The organism is Streptomyces sp. NPDC059816, assembly GCF_042732055.1.
Lineage (GTDB): Bacteria > Actinomycetota > Actinomycetes > Streptomycetales > Streptomycetaceae > Streptomyces.
The window spans coordinates 431,651-448,378 of the sequence record NZ_JBHWIQ010000001.1; the positions used below are offsets into that span (position 1 = coordinate 431,651).

Sequence of the window (16,728 nt, forward strand, 5' to 3'; positions counted from 1 at the left end):
TCACCGCCGTACCGTGTCGGAGGTCTTCAGCTGGTCGATGCGGTCCTGGATCTGCTTCAGCTGGTCGGGGCAGTACACGCTGAGCACGATCGCCTCGGCCTCGACGACCTGACGGTCGGAGATCACCGGACGCTGACCGGGGCCGGTGGTGCCGTTGGAGAGGTTGGTCTTCCACTGGGCGGACTTGAGGGCGGAGTCGGGGTCCTGGCAGACGATCCCGCCGTCGGTGCCGAGGGCCCGGGCGACGGCGGCGGTGTCGGGGCGGCGGAAGCCGTCGGCCTCCAGCATGTCGGCGAGTTGGTTGGCCTTCTTGGTGGCCTCGTTGCTGCTGCGCACCGCCTCGTAGCGGAGGAGTCCGATGACCACGAAGGCGACGAGCAGCACGATCGCGCCGATGTAGATCCACTTGTGCTGGGCGGCGAAACGGGTGGGGCTCACGGGGCGCTCCTCCCTTCACCGGCATCGGTATCCGCATCCGTATCGGGCGCGGTGCGGCGCCAACTCGGCCGGCGGAACACCAGGAAGGCCACCGGGATCACCAGTCCGAGGACGACGAGCCCGCCGCCGACGATCCCGACGTACACCCAGACGCTGCCGCCGCCGAACTGCGAGGGCGGTACGAACCCGATGGCGAGCGCGGCGAGCGAGGCGAGCAGTCCGACCCCGCACAGCAGCGGCAGGGCGGGTGCGCGGAATCCGCGCGGATGGTCGGGCTGGGTGCGGCGCAGTCGCACCGCGGCGACGAACATCAGCAGGTAGACGATTAGGTACACCTGTGTGGTGATCACCGAGAAGATCCAGTAGACGCTGGAGACGTTCGGGATGAAGGCGTACATCAGGGCGATGGCGGTGGTGACGACCCCCTGGGTGACCAGGATGTTCTGCTGGATGCCGTGCTGGTTGAGCCGCTGGAGGAAGGGCGGCAGGTAGCCCTCCTCGCGGGAGATCAGCAGCAGGCCCTTGGACGGCCCGGCGAGCCAGGCGAGCATCCCGCCGAGGGACGCCGCGATCAGCGCGACGGCCGCCACCGGGGTGAGCCAGCCGATGTGGAAGTAGGAGAAGAAGGCGTCGAACGCCTGCATGACCCCGGCGGTGAGGCTGAGTTGGTCGGCGGGCACGACCCAGCTGATGGCCAGCGCGGGCAGGATGAAGATCAGCAGCACCAGCCCCATCGCCAGGAACATCGTCTTGGGGAACTCCCGCGGCGGGTCCTTGAGCGAGGAGACGTGGACGGCGTTCATCTCCATGCCGGAGTAGCTGAGGAAGTTGTTGACGATCAGGACCAGGCTGGCGAGCCCGGCCCACTGGGGCAGCAGGTTGGCGGCGTCCATCGGTGCGGCGGACGGATTGCCCTGGCCGAGGAAGACGAGCCCGAGGACGACCAGCAGGGTGCCCGGCACCAGGGTGCCGATGATCAGCCCCCAGGAGGACAGCCCGGCGAGCGTCCCGGTGCCGCGCGAGGAGACCCAGACGCCCGTCCAGTACAGGATCATGATCACGATGGCGGTGTAGAGGCCGTTGGCGGCCAGCGCCGGATCGATGATGTACGCGATCGTGCTCGCGACGAAGGCCAGCAGGCTGGGGTAGTAGAAGATCGTCATCGCGAACTGGCACCAGACGGCGAGGAAGCCGAGCGGCTTCGACAGGCCCTCGCTGACCCAGCGGTAGACGCCCCCGCTCCAGCCGGAGGCGAGTTCGGCGGAGACCAGCGAGGTCGGCAGCAGGAAGACGATCGCCGGCACGATGTACAGGAACACGCAGGCGAGACCGTAGACGGCCATGGTCGGCGCGGCCCGCAGACTGGCGACCGACGCGGTGGTCATCAGGGCGAGGGTCACCCAGGTGAGGGTGGGGTTCGCGGTGCCCCGGGCCGCCCGCGCCGCCCGTTCCTGTTCCTGCTGCTCCCGCTGTTGCTCCTGCGCGAGGCCCTGCGGCCGGTCTTCCGGTACGTCCATCGCGCTCACGCGTCCACCTCGCACCGTCCGGGGAAGCAACCACCCCCACACTCCGTCGCGGTGGCCCGGGGCGCAGCCCGCGGGAGCCGTCCGGGTGACGCCGGCACGTCAGGGGAGGGCCGGGCCCGTCTCCACCAGGGCGGCGAACCCGTCCAGCACGCACCGCAGTCCGAACGCGTAGGCGTGTTCGGCCGAGTACACGCCCCGGTAGGCGTGGGCCGCGGCGCTGCCCACCCGGGAGGCGAGCGGGAAGCGCTCGGCGTCCAGCACCTCCTCCAACAGGGGCGCGTGGGCGGCCCACCACTCGTCGTCGCTCTGGCCGGTGTCCCGAGGGATGCTCCGGGCTTGGAGCGAGCCGCGGGCGACGGACTCCACGAAGCCGAGGAGGTGGCTCAGTGCACAGTCCGTCTCCACGTCGCCGAGTCCGATGCCCTCGAAGGCGCCCAGTTCGTGTTCGTACTTGCCCAGTACCCCGGGCCCGAGCACGGGGCGCACGGTGGCCTGCTCGGCGATCCACGGGTGGCGCAGGAACAGGGCGCGGTTGTCGTCCGCGACGGCGGTGACCCGCTCGCGCCAGGGCGCCCCGGGGCCCGGGCCGGTACGGGGCATCCGCAGGTACGCCCAGTCCAGCATGAGCGTCAGCAGTTCCGCCTTGCCGGGTACGTAGGTGTAGAGGGACATGGGGGTGACCCCGAGGCGTTCGGCGACCCGGCGCATGGTGACGGCCTCGATGCCGTCCGCGTCGGCGAGCGCGACCGCCGAGCTGACCACCTCGTCCACGCTCAGCCCCTGCTTGGGGCCCCGCCCGCTGCGTTCCGCGCCGGGCTCGCGCCACAGCAGCCGCATCGTGCGGGTGGCGTCCGCCGCCCGTCCACCGCCCCGCCCGGTCTTCGACACCCGGACCTCCCAGCGCACGCACATTATCTGCGTACATCGTATTCAATACTGTGTATCCTGTACGAAGTAGAGTACCCGGGCACTCCGTGTCCGCACGCACCAGGCGCCCGAGGAGAGTCATGCCCGCCGAGGCCGACCAGCCGACCGCACCGCACCGCACCGCCCCGCCCCCCGCGAGCCCGCCCGGCCCGGTCGCCGCCGCGGACGCCCACCACCTGATCGAGGTGCGCGGCGCCCGCGAGAACAACCTGCGCAACGTCTCCGTCGACATCCCCAAGCGCCGACTGAGCGTCTTCACCGGCGTCTCCGGCTCCGGCAAGTCCTCGCTCGTCTTCGGCACGATCGCCGCCGAATCGCAGCGGCTGTTCAACGAGACGTACACCACCTTCGTCCAGTCCTTCATGCCCTCCGTCGGCCGCCCCGACGTGGACGGACTGCGCAACCTGAGCGCCGCGATCGTCGTCGACCAGGAGCGCATGGGCGCCAACTCCCGCTCCACGGTGGGCACCGCGACCGATGCGTACACCATGCTGCGGATCGTCTTCAGCCGGCTCGGCGAGCCCTACGCGGGCACGGCGCAGTTCTTCAGCTTCAACGGCTCCGAGGGCATGTGCCCCCGCTGCGAGGGCCTGGGCCGGACCTCCGAGATCGACGTCGACCAGGTGGTGGACCGCACGCTCTCCCTCAACGAGGGCGCGATCCTCGTCCCCGGATACGCCGTCGACTCCTGGCCGTGGAAGGTCCTGGTCAGCTCCGGCTTCTACGACCCGGCGAAGAAGGTCGCGGACTTCACCGACACCGAACTGCACGACCTGCTGCACAAGCCGACCACCAAGGTGAAGGTCGACACCAGCAACCTCACCTACGAGGGCCTGGTCCCCCGCATCCAGCGCTCGTTCCTGTCCAAGGACCGCGAGGCGATGCAGGCCCACATCCGGGCCTACGTGGACCGGGCCGTCGTCTTCGCCGAGTGCCCCGAGTGCGGGGGCGCCCGCCTCAACCGGGCGGCGCTGGCCTCCCGGATCGACGGACGCAACATCGCCGAGTGCTCGGCCATGCAGATCAGCGACCTCGCACGGTTCGTCCGCGGCCTCGACGCCCCCTCCGTCGCCCCGCTGCTGGAGAACCTCGGCGGGCTCCTCGACTCGCTCGTGGAGATCGGCCTCGGCTACCTCAGCCTCGACCGCACCTCCGGCACCCTCTCCGGCGGCGAGGCCCAGCGCGTGAAGATGGTCCGCCACCTCGGCTCCCCGCTCAGCGACGTCACCTACGTGTTCGACGAGCCCACCACCGGGCTCCACCCGCACGACGTCCAGCGCATGAACAACCTGCTGCTGCGCCTGCGCGACAAGGGCAACACCGTCCTGGTGGTGGAGCACAAGCCCGAGGTCATAGCCATCGCCGACCACGTGGTCGACCTCGGCCCGGGCGCCGGAACGGACGGCGGCCTGATCCAGTACACCGGCGACGTGGCGGGGCTGCGCGCCTCGGACACCCTCACCGGACGCCATCTGGGCCACCGCGCCCGACTGCGCGAAACGGTCCGCAAGCCCGTGGCGCAGCTGTCCATCGAGAACGCCAACCTGCACAACCTCAAGGACGTCTCGGTGGACGTGCCGCTGGGCGTGCTCACCGTGGTCACCGGGGTCGCCGGCTCCGGCAAGAGCTCCCTGATCCACGGCCACCTCTCCCACCGGGAGGGCGTCGTGGTCGCCGACCAGTCGCCCATCCGCGGCTCGCGGCGCTCCAACCCGGCCACGTACACGGGTCTGCTGAACCCGATCCGCACCGCCTTCGCCAAGGCCAACGGCGTCAAGGCGGCCCTGTTCAGCGCCAACTCGGAGGGCGCCTGCCCCGGCTGCAACGGCATCGGGCTGGTGTACACGGACCTGGCGATGATGGCCGGGGTCGCCTCGGTCTGCGAGCAGTGCGAGGGCAAGCGGTACACCCCCGCGGTGCTGGAGTACCGGCTGCGCGGCAAGAACATCAGCGAGGTCCTCGGCATGTCGATCGCCGAGGCGCACGCCTTCTTCCCCACCGGCCAGGCGCACACCGTGCTGGGCCGGCTGAACGACGTCGGTCTCGGCTACCTCCGACTCGGGCAACCGCTGAACACCCTCTCCGGCGGCGAGCGCCAGCGCCTGAAGCTGGCCATCCACATGGCCGAGAAGTCCTCCACGTACGTCCTGGACGAACCCACCACGGGCCTGCACCTGGCGGACGTGGACAAGCTGCTCGCCCTGCTGGACCGGCTGGTCGACCAGGGCAACTCGGTGATCGTCATCGAGCACCACCTCGCGGTGATGGCGCACGCCGACTGGATCATCGACATCGGCCCCGGCGGCGGCCACGACGGCGGACAGGTCGTCTTCACCGGCACGCCGACCGAACTCGTCGAAACCGCCGGCGGAACCTCCCTGACGGCACGGCACCTGAAGGAGTACGTGCACGGCGCCTGACGACCCGCCGAAGATCCGGCCTCGCCAGATAGCAGAGGTTAGGCTAACCTAACTTCCAACGCCCCCGGGGTTACGAGTCACCCCGGGGGCACCACGACGGCGGGGAGCTCGCGATGGGTCACGGATGGGAGGGGGCGGTCCTCAAGCTGCTGCGCGGCAAGGACTTCGTCTTCACCGTGACCGGCACCGAGGTGGTCAACGACCGCCTGCGTCGCCTGCACCTCACCGACGGCGGCATGCTCGCCGTGACCGGTACGCACCCCACGATGTGGGTGCGGATCTGGTTCGAGAACGCGGGCAAGCCGCACCAGCGGGGCTACACCCTGGTCGACCCGGACCCGGAGAAGGGCACCTTCAGCCTGGAGTTCATCCTCCACGAAGGCGCCGCCAGCGACTGGGCCCGTGCCGCCCGCCCGGGCGACACCATCGAGGCGACCGTCCACGGTTCGGAGTTCACCCCGCCCGAGCCCGCACCCGCGCACCTCTACGTCGTGGGGGACGCCGCGTCCCTCCCGGCGATCAACTCCCTCCTCGACGAAATGAGCGGGGCGTCCGCGACCATCTGGTACGAGACGGCGCACCCGCTCGACGACCAACTGCCGATGCGCCTTGACCCCGCACGGCACGATCTGCGCACCGTCCCGCGCCGGGAAACCGGCTCGGGACTCCTGGAAGAGGTCCGGTCCACCCTCCCGGACCTCCTCCGCACCCATCGGGGCACCGACGAGTTCTACGTCTGGGTCGCCTGTGACACCGTCACCACACGGTCCCTCACGGCGTACCTGCGCAAGGAACTCTCGGTTCCCAAGCCGCGCGTCAAGTCCCTCGGGTACTGGCGCCCGACGTAGCGGGGGTGGTCGCACGGCTCTTCCCAGTGAGCCGTGCGCCAGACGGCGGACCCGGGCTGTGGCGGCTCTCAGCCCGGTTCCGCCCCGTCTCCCCTCCCCCGTCTCCCCTCCCCCGTGCACCTCCTTCCGGGCCCCGCGCCCGCTCACCCCCGGGCCCGCTTGGCCGCCGCCTTCAGCTCCTGCTTGTGGGCGCGCACCCGCGCCAGCGACTCCGGTCCGGTGATGTCGGCCGCCGACCGGTGGCTGCCCTGCTCCCCGTACTCCCCCGCCGCCTCCCGCCAACCGCTCGGGCGCACCCCCAACTGCTTGCCCAGCAGGGCCAGGAAGATCTGCGCCTTCTGCTTGCCGAAACCGGGCAGCTCGTTCAACCGCCGCAACAGCTCCCGCCCCGTGTCGACGCCCTCCCACACCGCCTCGGGCCGCCCGTCGTAGTGCTCCACGAGGTACTGGCACAGCTGTTGCACCCGCTTCGCCATCGACCCCGGGTAACGGTGCACCGCCGGCTTCTCGGACAGCAGCGCGGCGAACGCCTCCGGTTCGTACGCGGCGATCTCATGGGCGTCCAGATCGTCGGCACCGAGGCGCTGCGCGATCGTGTACGGCCCGGCGAAGGCCCACTCCATGGGCACCTGTTGGTCCAGCAGCATCCCCACGAGCGCGGCCAGCGGGCTGCGCCCCAGCAGGGCATCGGCCTCCGGCTGCTGCGCGAGGTGAAGGTTCACGTCCATACCCCGATCATGCGGCCCCCGACCGCACCCCGCACACGATCACCGCCGACGGGACCGCGCACCGACACCGTCGGCGGGACCGAACACCGTCACCGTCGGCGGGCCGTCCCGAACAGCGACCGGCTGATCTCCCGCCCCAGCTGCGAGCCGAGCGAGCGGGCCAGCGACTTGAACGCCCCGCTCCCCACCACCTGCTCCACCAACGTCGGGTCCTCCCGCGGCGCCTCGGGTGCCTTGGGTGCCTTCGGGGTCTCCGCGGCCGGGCCGGGTGCCGGTGCCGGCTCCGCCCGCGCGCTCAACTTCTCGTACGCCGACTCCCGGTCCACCGCCTGCGCGTACCGCCCGTACAGCGCCGACCCCCGCACCGCCGCATCGAGCGCCTCCCCGGACACCGGCCCCATCAGCGACTCCGGGGCCCGCAGCCGCGTCGCCGCCACCGGAGTGGGCGCCCCGCTCTCGCTGAGCACCGTCACCACGGCCTCCCCGGTGCCCAGCGTGGTCAACAACTCCTCCAGGTCGTAACCCGAGTCGGGAAACGTCCGCACCGTCGCCCGCAGCGCCTTCTGGTCGTCGGGGGTGAACGCCCGCAACGCGTGCTGCACCCGGTTGCCGAGCTGCCCGAGCACGTCGGCGGGCACGTCCTTGGGCGTCTGGGTCACGAAGAAGACGCCTACCCCTTTGGAGCGAATCAGCCGAACGGTCTGCGTGATCGCCTCCAGGAACGCCTTGGACGCCCCCTTGAACAACAGGTGCGCCTCGTCGAAGAAGAACACCAGCTTGGGCCGGTCGACGTCCCCCACCTCGGGAAGGTCGTGGTAGAGGTCCGCCAGCAGCCACATCAGGAAGGTCGAGAACAGCTGCGGCTTGTCCTGCACCGCGGGCAGTTCGAGCAGGGACACCACCCCCAGCCCGTCCCCGACCGTGCGCAGCAACTCGGCCGTGTCGAACTCCGGCTCTCCGAAGAACGTCCCCGTGCCCTGCTGTTCGAACGCCGTCAACGACCGCAGGATCACCCCGGCCGTGGCCGCCGACAGACCACCGATCGTCTTCAGCTCCCCCCTGCCCTCCTCGGAGGTCAAGAACGCGACCACGGCCCGCAGGTCCTTGAGGTCGACCAGCTCCAGGCCCTTCTGGTCGGCGTAGTGGAACACCAGCCCGAGCGACTGCTCCTGGGTCTGGTTCAACTGGAGCACCTTCGACAGCAACACCGGCCCGAAGCTGGTCACGGTCGCCCGCAACGGAATGCCGTGCCCGAGCCCGCCCAGGGCGTAGAACTCGCAGGGACAACCGCCCGCCTCCCACTCCTGCCCCACCTCGGCCGCCCGCCCCAGCACCCGTTCGCCCCGCTCGCCCGGCGCCGAGATCCCGGACACGTCCCCCTTCACATCGGCCAGGAACACGGGCACCCCCTGCGCGGAGAGCTGCTCCGCGATCAGCTGGAGCGTCTTCGTCTTGCCGGTGCCGGTGGCCCCGGCGACCAACCCGTGCCGGTTGAGCATCGCCAGCGGAACGCGGATCTGAGCCCCCGGCAGACAGGTGCCGTCCCACAGCAACGCCCCGAGGTCGAGCGCCGGGCCGGTGAAGGCGTACCCGGCGGCGATCTCCTGCGCGGCCGACGGCACGGACGCGTTCGACTCGTTCTCGGTCATCCTTCGGGCCCCTGTTCCCGGTACGGCGCTGCGACTGGTACCGGTTCGTACCGTGATACGCGTTATGATCCACCTTCGCACTGGCCCGCCATGGCTGCGCCCGGAGAGGCTTGACCGGTAGGCTTTCCGTGTGATCTTCAAGCGCATCGGAAACGGCCGGCCGTACCCCGACCACGGCCGGGAAAGCACCCGGCAGTGGGCGGACGTCGCGCCGCGCCCGGTCCGCCTCGATCAGCTCGTGACGACCAAGGGCCAGCTCGACCTGGAGACGCTCCTCGCCGAGGACTCGACCTTCTACGGCGACCTCTTCGCGCACGTCGTGAAGTGGCGGGGCGATCTGTACCTGGAGGACGGGCTGCACCGGGCGGTCCGGGCCGCACTCCAACAGCGGCAGGTCCTCCACGCCCGGGTCCTCGAACTCGACTGATCCGCGCACGGCACGCGGCGGGCGCCGTTGACCCTTTCGGGTAGCGCGGTTCACCCGCTAATGATCGTTTAGTAGGCATTGCCGCCGCACGGCACTACGCTGCGCACATGAGCATGCTCACACCCCCCGGCATGGGCGGTCAGTACCGCATCACAGGGGGCAAGTACCCACGGATGCGTCGGGGTCGCCGACGGGGCAGGGTCGTGCTGGCCTGCGCCGCGTCCCTGACCGCCGTGGGCGTGATCGGCTGGGGCACCCTCCAGCTCGTCGACGTCTTCACCGGCGGCGGGAACGAGGCGAAGGCCGCGGGCTCCGGGTGCGCACCCGCCTCCGCGAAGCCCTCACCCGGCGCCTCGACCGGACCGGTGGGCCGCGCGGCGGCCGGCCTCCCGAAGCCCTCGACCGTCAAGGTCAACGTCCTCAACGCGACCCCGCGCAGCGGTCTCGCCAAGAAGACCGCCGACGAGCTGCGCAAACGCGGCTTCACCATCGGCGAGGTGGGCAACGCCACCAAGCAGTACGACAAGAAGGTGCCCGGCGCCGGCCTGGTCGTCGGTGCGAAGGGTGCGGCCCGGGGCGCGCTGCCGGTGCTCGCCGCGCACCTCGCGGGAGCCGGTCAGCGCACCGACGCCCGCGCCTCCGCCGACGTCGACCTGATCATCGGGACGGCCTTCACCCGGCTCGCCCCCCGGGACGCGGCCACCCGCACCCTCACGGCGCTGGCGGACCCGGCCCCGAAGCCGGACCCGTCCGCCGCGGCCTGCCGCAACCGCTGACGCCCACTAGCCCGTACGCCCGCTGCCCCCGTCCCCGTTTCCGGTGGCGGGGACGGCCGGCAGAGGCGGCAGGAAGGGGCCCTACTCCGCGGTGCCGTACATCCGGTCACCCGCGTCACCGAGGCCCGGGACGATGTAGCCGTTCTCGTTCAGACGCTCGTCCACCGAGGCGGTGACCACCCGCACCGGGGCGCCCGCCAACTCCCGCTCCATGACCGCGACGCCCTCGGGCGCGGCCAGCAGCACCACGGCCGTGACGTCGTCGGCGCCCCGCCGGATCAGCTCCTTGATCGCCGCGACCAGCGTGCCGCCCGTGGCCAGCATGGGGTCGAGGACGTACACCTGACGGCCGGACAGGTCCTCCGGCATCCGGGTGGCGTACGTGGACGCCTCCAGCGTCTCCTCGTTGCGGATCATCCCGAGGAAGCCGACCTCGGCGGTCGGCAGCAGCCGCACCATCCCGTCCAGCATCCCCAGACCGGCCCGCAGGATCGGCACGACCAGCGGTCGCGGGTGCGACAGCTTCACCCCGGCGGTGCGGCACACGGGCGTCTCGATGTCGACCTGCTCGGTCCGCACATCGCGGGTCGCCTCGTACGCGAGGAGGGTGACCAACTCGTCGGCGAGCCGCCGGAAGGTCGGGGAGTCCGTACGCCGGTCGCGCAGGGTGGTGAGCTTGTGGGCGACCAGCGGGTGGTCGACGACGTGGAGACGCATTCCCCCACAGTAACCGCGGTCACAAGCCACCCGCGCTGGCATCAAAACCACCGATCGGGGGAAAGTGGGAGGGACCGACCGGGGCCCACCAGGGGCCCCCTTGGAGTGTGACCCCCATGCCGGAGCGATCCCGGGACAGCCGGGAGGACCCCGAGAACCTCCCCGAGGCCCCCCTCAGCGACGCCGAACGTCGAAGGCGCCGCGCCCAGTTCCTCCGTGATCTGGCCGAAGCGCGCGAGTTGCGGCGCCGGGTGCAACCGCGCCGCGTCCGTGCGGCACGCATGCGACAAGCGATGCGTATGCGGACGTTCCGGGGGTGATCCCACGACCGTCGACGCCCGTCCCGCGGCCGTGTCGAAAGTGACACCCGACACGTTCTGAGGCGTGCGTGACGCGGCCCGGAGCGCCGCGCCCGCCGCTCCCCCACCGTGGATCAAGGCGCTCCCGCCCCGGCGGGAAGCGGCTCGCGAAGGGCGCGCGCGGGGGGCACGACAGCGGTCGCCCGAGGTGGCGCACACCCCGGGCGGAGCACGCGACGCGCACACAGCAGGCGGAAGACCCCTCCTCAGGCCGTGGTTTCTGCCACGATTCCGATGGGCGGGGCACTCGCACCGTACGGCCCGCCCACAACCTCCGCCGGGGGGAACCCCAAGCGGCACGCCTCAGACCAGTGGGAGAGTCACGGTGTACTTCGCCGCACTGCTCGCGCGCACCGAAGACGGGTGGGAAGCGAGCGACACGGAGCTAGACGATGTGGAGTCCCTGTCGGACCTGGCCGAACTGGCCCGCGAAGCCTCAACCGACGACGACACCGTCCTCGTCCTCCTCGAACAGGAGGACGCATGGTTCGGAGTCGTCCGCGTGGACGGTGAGGAAGACCCCCGCCTGTACGTGTCGGACGCCGTCGCGGCGTCCCGCAGCTCGTACGGGGAGATCCTGATGAACGAGCTGATCGGACGGGAGTACGGGGACGACGACGTCGACCTCGACTCCCTCGATCTCGACGGTACGGAGGACGGTGAGCCGGAGGGCTCGACCTCCGACGAAGACGGGTCCACCGAAGCCGACGGCCCGGACGCCGTCGCCTCGGGGCCGCTCGGGGACGCGGAGCTGCTCGGCGACCTCGGGGTCCCCGGCCGGGAGCTGCGAACCCTGGAACCGGGCGACGCGCTGGGCGGCATCGCCGAGGCCCTGGGTGCTTCGGAGATGCTCGAAGCAGTGCGTTAGCGCACCGCCGGGTGCGCGGCGGTGCCCCGTCCGGCACCCCGCGCCCCGCGGCGCCCGCCCGGGCCGCGTCGGTAGGTTGGACCCGTGAACGATGCGGTACGAGGCCCCTGGGAAGGGGTCATGAGGGTGGCCCTGGACCAGGCGCGCGAAGCGCTCGCCGGGGGTGACGTGCCGGTCGGCGCGGTGGTGGTCGGCCCCCGGGGCGACCTCATCGCCACCGGCCACAACGACCGGGAGGCCACCGGCGACCCCACGGGGCACGCCGAGATCGTGGCGATCCGGCGGGCCGCCACCGCCCTCGGCGAGTGGCGGTTGGCCCACTGCACCCTGGTCGTCACCCTGGAGCCCTGCACCATGTGCGCGGGCGCCCTCGTCCAGTCCCGCCTCGACCGGGTGGTCTACGGCGCCCGCGACGAGAAGGCGGGCGCCGCGGGCTCGCTGTGGGACGTCGTACGGGACCGGCGGCTGAACCACCGTCCGGAGGTCGTCGCCGGGGTGCTCGCCGAGGAGTGCGGGCGGCTGCTCACCGACTTCTTCCGCGCCGGCCGCTGAGGCGTCGAGGTGCGCGGCCGGAGCCCGGATATCGATTTCGGCGCACGGCACACCTTGGGGTAGGGTCTCTCCCGGTAGCGTGTCCGAGCGGCCGAAGGAGCTCGCCTCGAAAGCGAGTGTGGGGAAACTCACCGAGGGTTCAAATCCCTCCGCTACCGCTTCTAGCACCCTCCTGATCTGCGGAAACGCGATCAGGGGGGTGCTGTGCGTTCCGCCGCCGATGCCGTGCGGGGGGGATGGTCCCGGTGGTCGGCCCCGCGCGGGTGAAGTCGCTCAGCAGTCCCCGCACCTGCGGGTTGGTCCGGTGAGGACACGCCCCAGGTGCAGTCAGGCACCTTGCCCCCATCGCCGCTCACCACCTCGACGTGGCCTCCATGGAGCACCATGCAACACATGAAGGCCACTGCCCGGGAGTTCAGCCAGAAGTCATCACAGATCCTCGCCGCGGCGGCACGCGGAGAAACCGTCACCGTCACCGAGAACGGCGTAGCGATCGCTCGCGTGGTACCCGTCAGCGACGAGGTCCCGCCCTACCCGACCGACCCCATGGGCGCCATAGACCTTCCTGACCTGGGGCTACCCGATCTCACCACCGGCGAGGTCGACGACGTACTCAAGAGCCAGGCGTTCCGGCTGCGTCCCGACGACCTGTAGAGGAACCCGACGCACGGAAAGGGCGCGTGTCCTCCGCCCCACCGGAGGACACGCGCCCTGGCCTGGCGGGAGGAGCGGCAACGGGGGGAGTGCCACCCCTCCCCTGAGGACGTTCCCCAAGTCCGGCCCGCATCAGGGGACAAGCGGTGCGAACCGGACCCCGCAGTGGGGTTCGTCCCTGAACCCCGCGGGGATTCCTGCCAGATCCCGCCGGGCTCGCACCCAGCCTCCCGCGCCGCACCCGCCCCCGGCGACGGACAAAGGGCCCGGATGGGCGGGCCGTTGGTCCCGGGATACACTGCACCGCCGATGGCGGGGGACGTACGAGGCTGATCGACAGGGGAGGGCGCCCGATGGTGCGCACGAAAATGATCGCGCTGTACGTCGTCATCGTCTTCCTGCTCTACGTGATCATCACCGACCCCGCCAAGGCCGCGGACTACGTCCAGATAGGCTTCGAAGGCATCTCCAACGCCGCTCACGCCATCGGCGACTTCATGACCTGGGTCGCCAACGCCGGCGGGTAGCCGCACCGCCACCCCGCCCACCCGGCACGCGGCCCCGTCACGCCAAGGAGCCCCCGTGATCCGTCACCTCGTCCTGTTCAAGCTCAACGACGGCGTGCAGCGCGACGACCCGCGCGTGGTCGCGGGCGTGGAGGCGTTCCGCGCGCTGGGCGGACAGATCCCGGAGCTGGCGTTCTGGGAGTGCGCGTGGAACATCAGCGACCGGCCGATCGCCTACGACTTCGCGATCAACTCGGCCGTCGCGGACGCCGACGACCTGAAGCGGTACCTGGAGCACCCCGCCCACCAGGCCGGAGTGGCCCGGTGGCGCGAGTTCGCGACCTGGGTCGTCGCCGACTACCCGTTCTGACAGGGCACCAGTCCGGCCGCACCCCTCCGGTCGACGGGCCCGACGGCACCCCGCCGCCCCGGACGCACCCCGTCCCGGACGCACGCCACCCCGAACACCCGGAACACCCCGACCCCCCGACGCCCTCCACGGTCACCGTGGAGGGCTTTCTTATCGGATATATGTCCCTCAACACGGTGTTTTAGGGTGCTTGCACACAGTGCACATGTCTTGTGATGCTATGACCGCTTTTGCAGGATGAGTTGACCTGTGTGAACCCGCGCGTCGAAGGGGTGGCGTTGACCGTGCCGGCCAGTACTGCGCCTCAGGCTCCGCCCCAGGAAGCCGCGGCACCCGAGTCCAACGACCCCGACTGCGCCCCGACCGAAGCGGCGGCACCCACGGGCACCGCGCCCGGCGGGATCCCCGGAGCCTCCGCACCCGAGGCACCCCCCGCGCCCCACGAATGCTCCCCCGTGCTCCCCGAACACCGGTCCGCGCCCCCCGTCCGCCCCGGTGCTCCCCTTGAACCCCGGCACGCCCCCCATGACACGGACCCGCGCCCGACCGCCCCGCGAGCCCCCCTCAGCCGGGCCACCGCGACCGTCGCCGGGCCCGTCGTGCCCCACGCGCCCACCCCTCCGCCCACCGACCGGACCGCGGCCCCGCGCAGCCGCGGGGCCGACACCCGGGCCCTCACCCAGGTGCTGTTCGGCCAGCTCAGGCACCTGGAACCCGGCACCCCCGAGCACACCCGGGTACGGGGCGCGCTGATCGAGGCCAACCTGCCGCTGGTGCGGTACGCGGCGGCCCGGTTCCGCAGTCGCAACGAACCCATGGAGGACGTCGTCCAGGTCGGCACCATCGGTCTGATCAACGCCATCGACCGCTTCGACCCGGACCGCGGCGTGCAGTTCCCGACCTTCGCCATGCCGACCGTCGTCGGCGAGATCAAACGCTACTTCCGCGACAACGTCCGCACCGTGCACGTCCCGCGTCGGCTGCACGAGCTGTGGGTCCAGGTCAACGGGGCGACGGAGGACCTGACCACCAGCTTCGGACGCTCGCCCACCACCGCCGAGATCGCCGAGCGGCTGCGGATCACCGAGGACGAGGTGCTCGCCTGCATCGAGGCCGGGCGCTCGTACCACGCGACCTCCCTCGAAGCCGCCCAGGAGGGTGACGGACTGCCCGGCCTGCTGGACCGACTGGGCTACGAGGACCCCGCCCTCGACGGCGTCGAACACCGCGACCTCGTACGCCACCTCCTGGTCCAGTTGCCCGAGCGCGAGCAACGCATCCTGCTGCTGCGCTACTACAGCAACCTGACGCAGTCACAGATCAGCGCGGAGCTCGGCGTCTCCCAGATGCACGTGTCAAGATTGCTCGCGCGAAGTTTCGCCCGACTGCGATCCGCAAACAGGATCGAGGCGTAGCTCGAACGGCTTGACCCCCTTGTGCGCCGGGTACCGACAAACAGCGCACACAAACGACCAAAACCCCCCTTATCCTACGGCCAGCCGACCACTCGATGTCGACAAGTCACTACAGCGTGTTGCCGACATGTGACATTCTGCGGAAAGCGCGTTTGCCGGGGCCCAGGCTCCGGTATTCAGGTGGAGGCTACGTTCCACGGAGGAACGGCCGGCCACCGACCGTCAGCGACCTCAAGGGGGTGGCATGTCCGCAGAACAGGGCAGCTCGAAGGTGCTCACGCTCATGAAGAGCGAATCCGCGCCCGACGAGCTTCACGGCTCCGAGACCTCACAAGCCCTCGCCGTCCCCGGACCCGTCACGGTCGCCGAGGTCGTCCCCGAGGTCCTCCCCGCCCCGGGTGCCATCGACACCCGGACCCTCTCCCGTTCCCTGTTCCTGCGGCTCGCCGCGCTCGACGAGAACAGCCCCGAACGCGTCTACGTGCGCGACACCCTGATCGAGCTGAACCTGCCGCTCGTGCGGTACGCGGCGGCCCGGTTCCGCAGTCGCAACGAGCCGATGGAGGACATCGTCCAGGTCGGCACCATCGGCCTGATCAAGGCGATCGACCGCTTCGACTGCGAACGCGGCGTCGAGTTCCCGACGTTCGCGATGCCGACCGTCGTCGGGGAGATCAAGCGGTTCTTCCGGGACACCTCCTGGTCGGTGCGGGTGCCGCGGCGCCTCCAGGAGCTGCGGCTCGCCCTCACCAAGGCGAGCGACGAACTGTCCCAGAAGCTCGACCGTTCGCCCACCGTCCCCGAACTCGCCGCAGTGCTCGGCGTGTCCGAGGAGGACGTGGTCGACGGGCTCGCCGTGGGCAACGCCTACACGGCCTCGTCCCTCGACTCGCCGGCCCCCGAGGACGACGGCGGCGAGGGCTCCCTCGCGGACCGCCTCGGTTACGAGGACACCGCCCTGGAGGGGGTCGAGTACCGGGAGTCCCTGAAGCCGCTGCTCGCCAAACTCCCGCCCAGGGAGCGGCGGATCATCATGCTGCGGTTCTTCGCGAACATGACGCAGTCGCAGATCGGCGAGGAGGTCGGCATCTCCCAGATGCACGTGTCCCGGCTGCTGACCCGTACGCTCGCCCAGCTCCGCGACGGACTGCTCATCGCCGACTGACCGGCGGCCCCGGAGGCCGACCGGACGCACACGAGCGCGCGCCCGCTCGACGGGCCCCCTGAGGGCCGCGTCGGACGGGCGCGCGCTCGTTGTCGTGCCGATCCGCTCCGGTCCGCTTCGATCCGGTCCGCTTCGATCCGGGAGGATCAGCCCAGCGCCAGCCAGGCGACGCCCGCAAGGACGACGATCGCCACGACGACGCCGAGGATCAGACCGACCCGGGGCCCGGACGAACCGGTGCTCTGGGCGGAGACCTGGGGGGTGCCGCCTTCGTCGACGAAGGCGCGGAACATCTGGGTGTTGCCCGCGGGGTCGTGTCCGCCCTGGGGGCCTTGTGGGGCTTGGGGGTTCTGTGCCATGGGGCAGGACACTAGCCGAATTCG

Annotated in this window: 19 protein-coding genes and 1 tRNA gene; 13 read left to right on the forward strand and 7 right to left on the reverse strand. The window is 71.0% G+C overall.

Annotation, left to right across the window (positions count from 1 at the left end; translation table 11 throughout):
• From ACFV88_RS02060 to ACFV88_RS02070, 3 genes are all read right to left on the reverse strand, one after another.
• A complete protein-coding gene (locus ACFV88_RS02060; protein WP_385484965.1) occupies nucleotides 1–438 on the reverse strand; it encodes a hypothetical protein in 438 nt (145 codons plus the stop codon).
• Nucleotides 435–1,964, reverse strand: coding sequence for an APC family permease (locus tag ACFV88_RS02065; protein WP_385484967.1), 1,530 nt, complete (start codon nucleotides 1,962–1,964; stop codon nucleotides 435–437). Before ACFV88_RS02065 ends, ACFV88_RS02060 begins: the two co-directional genes overlap by 4 nt.
• Nucleotides 1,965–2,063: 99 nt before the next feature.
• Complete coding sequence (locus ACFV88_RS02070; RefSeq protein ID WP_385484969.1) at nucleotides 2,064–2,876, reverse strand: TetR/AcrR family transcriptional regulator; 813 nt, start codon at nucleotides 2,874–2,876, stop codon at nucleotides 2,064–2,066.
• Between the two features lie 191 nt (nucleotides 2,877–3,067).
• On the opposite strand from ACFV88_RS02070, the gene ACFV88_RS02075 reads away from it, so the two are divergent.
• Both ACFV88_RS02075 and ACFV88_RS02080 read left to right on the forward strand, forming a co-directional pair.
• Nucleotides 3,068–5,311 (forward strand): ATP-binding cassette domain-containing protein, encoded by a 2,244-nt coding sequence (locus ACFV88_RS02075; RefSeq protein WP_385485187.1) that lies wholly within the window; start codon nucleotides 3,068–3,070, stop codon nucleotides 5,309–5,311.
• Nucleotides 5,312–5,424: 113 nt separating this feature from the next.
• Nucleotides 5,425–6,159: a siderophore-interacting protein gene (locus ACFV88_RS02080; RefSeq protein ID WP_385484971.1), complete on the forward strand. Its 735-nt coding sequence runs from the start codon at nucleotides 5,425–5,427 to the stop codon at nucleotides 6,157–6,159.
• Between the two features lie 143 nt (nucleotides 6,160–6,302).
• On the opposite strand, the gene ACFV88_RS02085 is transcribed toward ACFV88_RS02080, so the two are convergent.
• Together ACFV88_RS02085 and ACFV88_RS02090 are read right to left on the reverse strand one after the other, a co-directional pair.
• The gene (locus ACFV88_RS02085; RefSeq protein WP_385484973.1) at nucleotides 6,303–6,887 is read right to left on the reverse strand and encodes an HhH-GPD-type base excision DNA repair protein; all 585 of its coding nucleotides are present in this window, start codon (nucleotides 6,885–6,887) and stop codon (nucleotides 6,303–6,305) included.
• A gap of 89 nt (nucleotides 6,888–6,976) precedes the next feature.
• Nucleotides 6,977–8,536 carry a helicase HerA-like domain-containing protein gene (locus ACFV88_RS02090; protein ID WP_385484975.1) on the reverse strand — a complete coding sequence of 520 codons (1,560 nt, stop codon included), beginning with the start codon at nucleotides 8,534–8,536 and terminating at the stop codon, nucleotides 6,977–6,979.
• Nucleotides 8,537–8,666: 130 nt separating this feature from the next.
• On the opposite strand from ACFV88_RS02090, the gene ACFV88_RS02095 reads away from it, so the two are divergent.
• On the forward strand, nucleotides 8,667–8,963 hold the full coding sequence (locus ACFV88_RS02095; protein ID WP_003949502.1) for a type II toxin-antitoxin system VapB family antitoxin: 297 nt from the start codon (nucleotides 8,667–8,669) through the stop codon (nucleotides 8,961–8,963).
• Between the two features lie 107 nt (nucleotides 8,964–9,070).
• The gene (locus ACFV88_RS02100; RefSeq protein ID WP_385484979.1) at nucleotides 9,071–9,739 is read left to right on the forward strand and encodes a LytR C-terminal domain-containing protein; all 669 of its coding nucleotides are present in this window, start codon (nucleotides 9,071–9,073) and stop codon (nucleotides 9,737–9,739) included.
• An 81-nt stretch (nucleotides 9,740–9,820) separates the two neighbouring features.
• Here the strand turns inward: ACFV88_RS02100 and upp are convergent, their stop codons facing one another.
• Nucleotides 9,821–10,456 (reverse strand): uracil phosphoribosyltransferase, encoded by a 636-nt coding sequence (gene upp / locus ACFV88_RS02105; RefSeq protein ID WP_385484981.1) that lies wholly within the window; start codon nucleotides 10,454–10,456, stop codon nucleotides 9,821–9,823.
• A gap of 116 nt (nucleotides 10,457–10,572) precedes the next feature.
• Here upp and ACFV88_RS02110 point away from each other — a divergent pair, with 116 nt between their 5' ends.
• From ACFV88_RS02110 to ACFV88_RS02150, 9 genes are all read left to right on the forward strand, one after another.
• Nucleotides 10,573–10,776: a hypothetical protein gene (locus ACFV88_RS02110; RefSeq protein WP_385484982.1), complete on the forward strand. Its 204-nt coding sequence runs from the start codon at nucleotides 10,573–10,575 to the stop codon at nucleotides 10,774–10,776.
• Nucleotides 10,777–11,140: 364 nt separating this feature from the next.
• Entirely contained in the window at nucleotides 11,141–11,683 is a 543-nt protein-coding gene (locus tag ACFV88_RS02115; RefSeq protein ID WP_385484984.1) for a hypothetical protein, read from the forward strand.
• 120 nt (nucleotides 11,684–11,803) lie between these two features.
• Complete coding sequence (tadA, locus tag ACFV88_RS02120) at nucleotides 11,804–12,235, forward strand: tRNA adenosine(34) deaminase TadA (RefSeq protein ID WP_385484986.1); 432 nt, start codon at nucleotides 11,804–11,806, stop codon at nucleotides 12,233–12,235.
• 73 nt (nucleotides 12,236–12,308) lie between these two features.
• Nucleotides 12,309–12,393, forward strand: a tRNA-Ser gene (locus ACFV88_RS02125).
• A 235-nt stretch (nucleotides 12,394–12,628) separates the two neighbouring features.
• The gene (locus tag ACFV88_RS02130; protein ID WP_385484987.1) at nucleotides 12,629–12,889 is read left to right on the forward strand and encodes a type II toxin-antitoxin system Phd/YefM family antitoxin; all 261 of its coding nucleotides are present in this window, start codon (nucleotides 12,629–12,631) and stop codon (nucleotides 12,887–12,889) included.
• 353 nt (nucleotides 12,890–13,242) lie between these two features.
• A complete protein-coding gene (locus tag ACFV88_RS02135; protein WP_385484989.1) occupies nucleotides 13,243–13,416 on the forward strand; it encodes a hypothetical protein in 174 nt (57 codons plus the stop codon).
• Between the two features lie 55 nt (nucleotides 13,417–13,471).
• Nucleotides 13,472–13,765 carry a Dabb family protein gene (locus ACFV88_RS02140; RefSeq protein WP_385484991.1) on the forward strand — a complete coding sequence of 98 codons (294 nt, stop codon included), beginning with the start codon at nucleotides 13,472–13,474 and terminating at the stop codon, nucleotides 13,763–13,765.
• A 599-nt stretch (nucleotides 13,766–14,364) separates the two neighbouring features.
• A complete protein-coding gene (locus ACFV88_RS02145; protein WP_385484993.1) occupies nucleotides 14,365–15,180 on the forward strand; it encodes an RNA polymerase sigma factor SigF in 816 nt (271 codons plus the stop codon).
• A 244-nt stretch (nucleotides 15,181–15,424) separates the two neighbouring features.
• Nucleotides 15,425–16,345, forward strand: coding sequence for an RNA polymerase sigma factor SigF (locus ACFV88_RS02150; protein WP_385484994.1), 921 nt, complete (start codon nucleotides 15,425–15,427; stop codon nucleotides 16,343–16,345).
• 146 nt (nucleotides 16,346–16,491) lie between these two features.
• On the opposite strand, the gene ACFV88_RS02155 is transcribed toward ACFV88_RS02150, so the two are convergent.
• A complete protein-coding gene (locus tag ACFV88_RS02155; protein WP_385484996.1) occupies nucleotides 16,492–16,704 on the reverse strand; it encodes a hypothetical protein in 213 nt (70 codons plus the stop codon).
• Nucleotides 16,705–16,728: the final 24 nt, after the last annotated feature.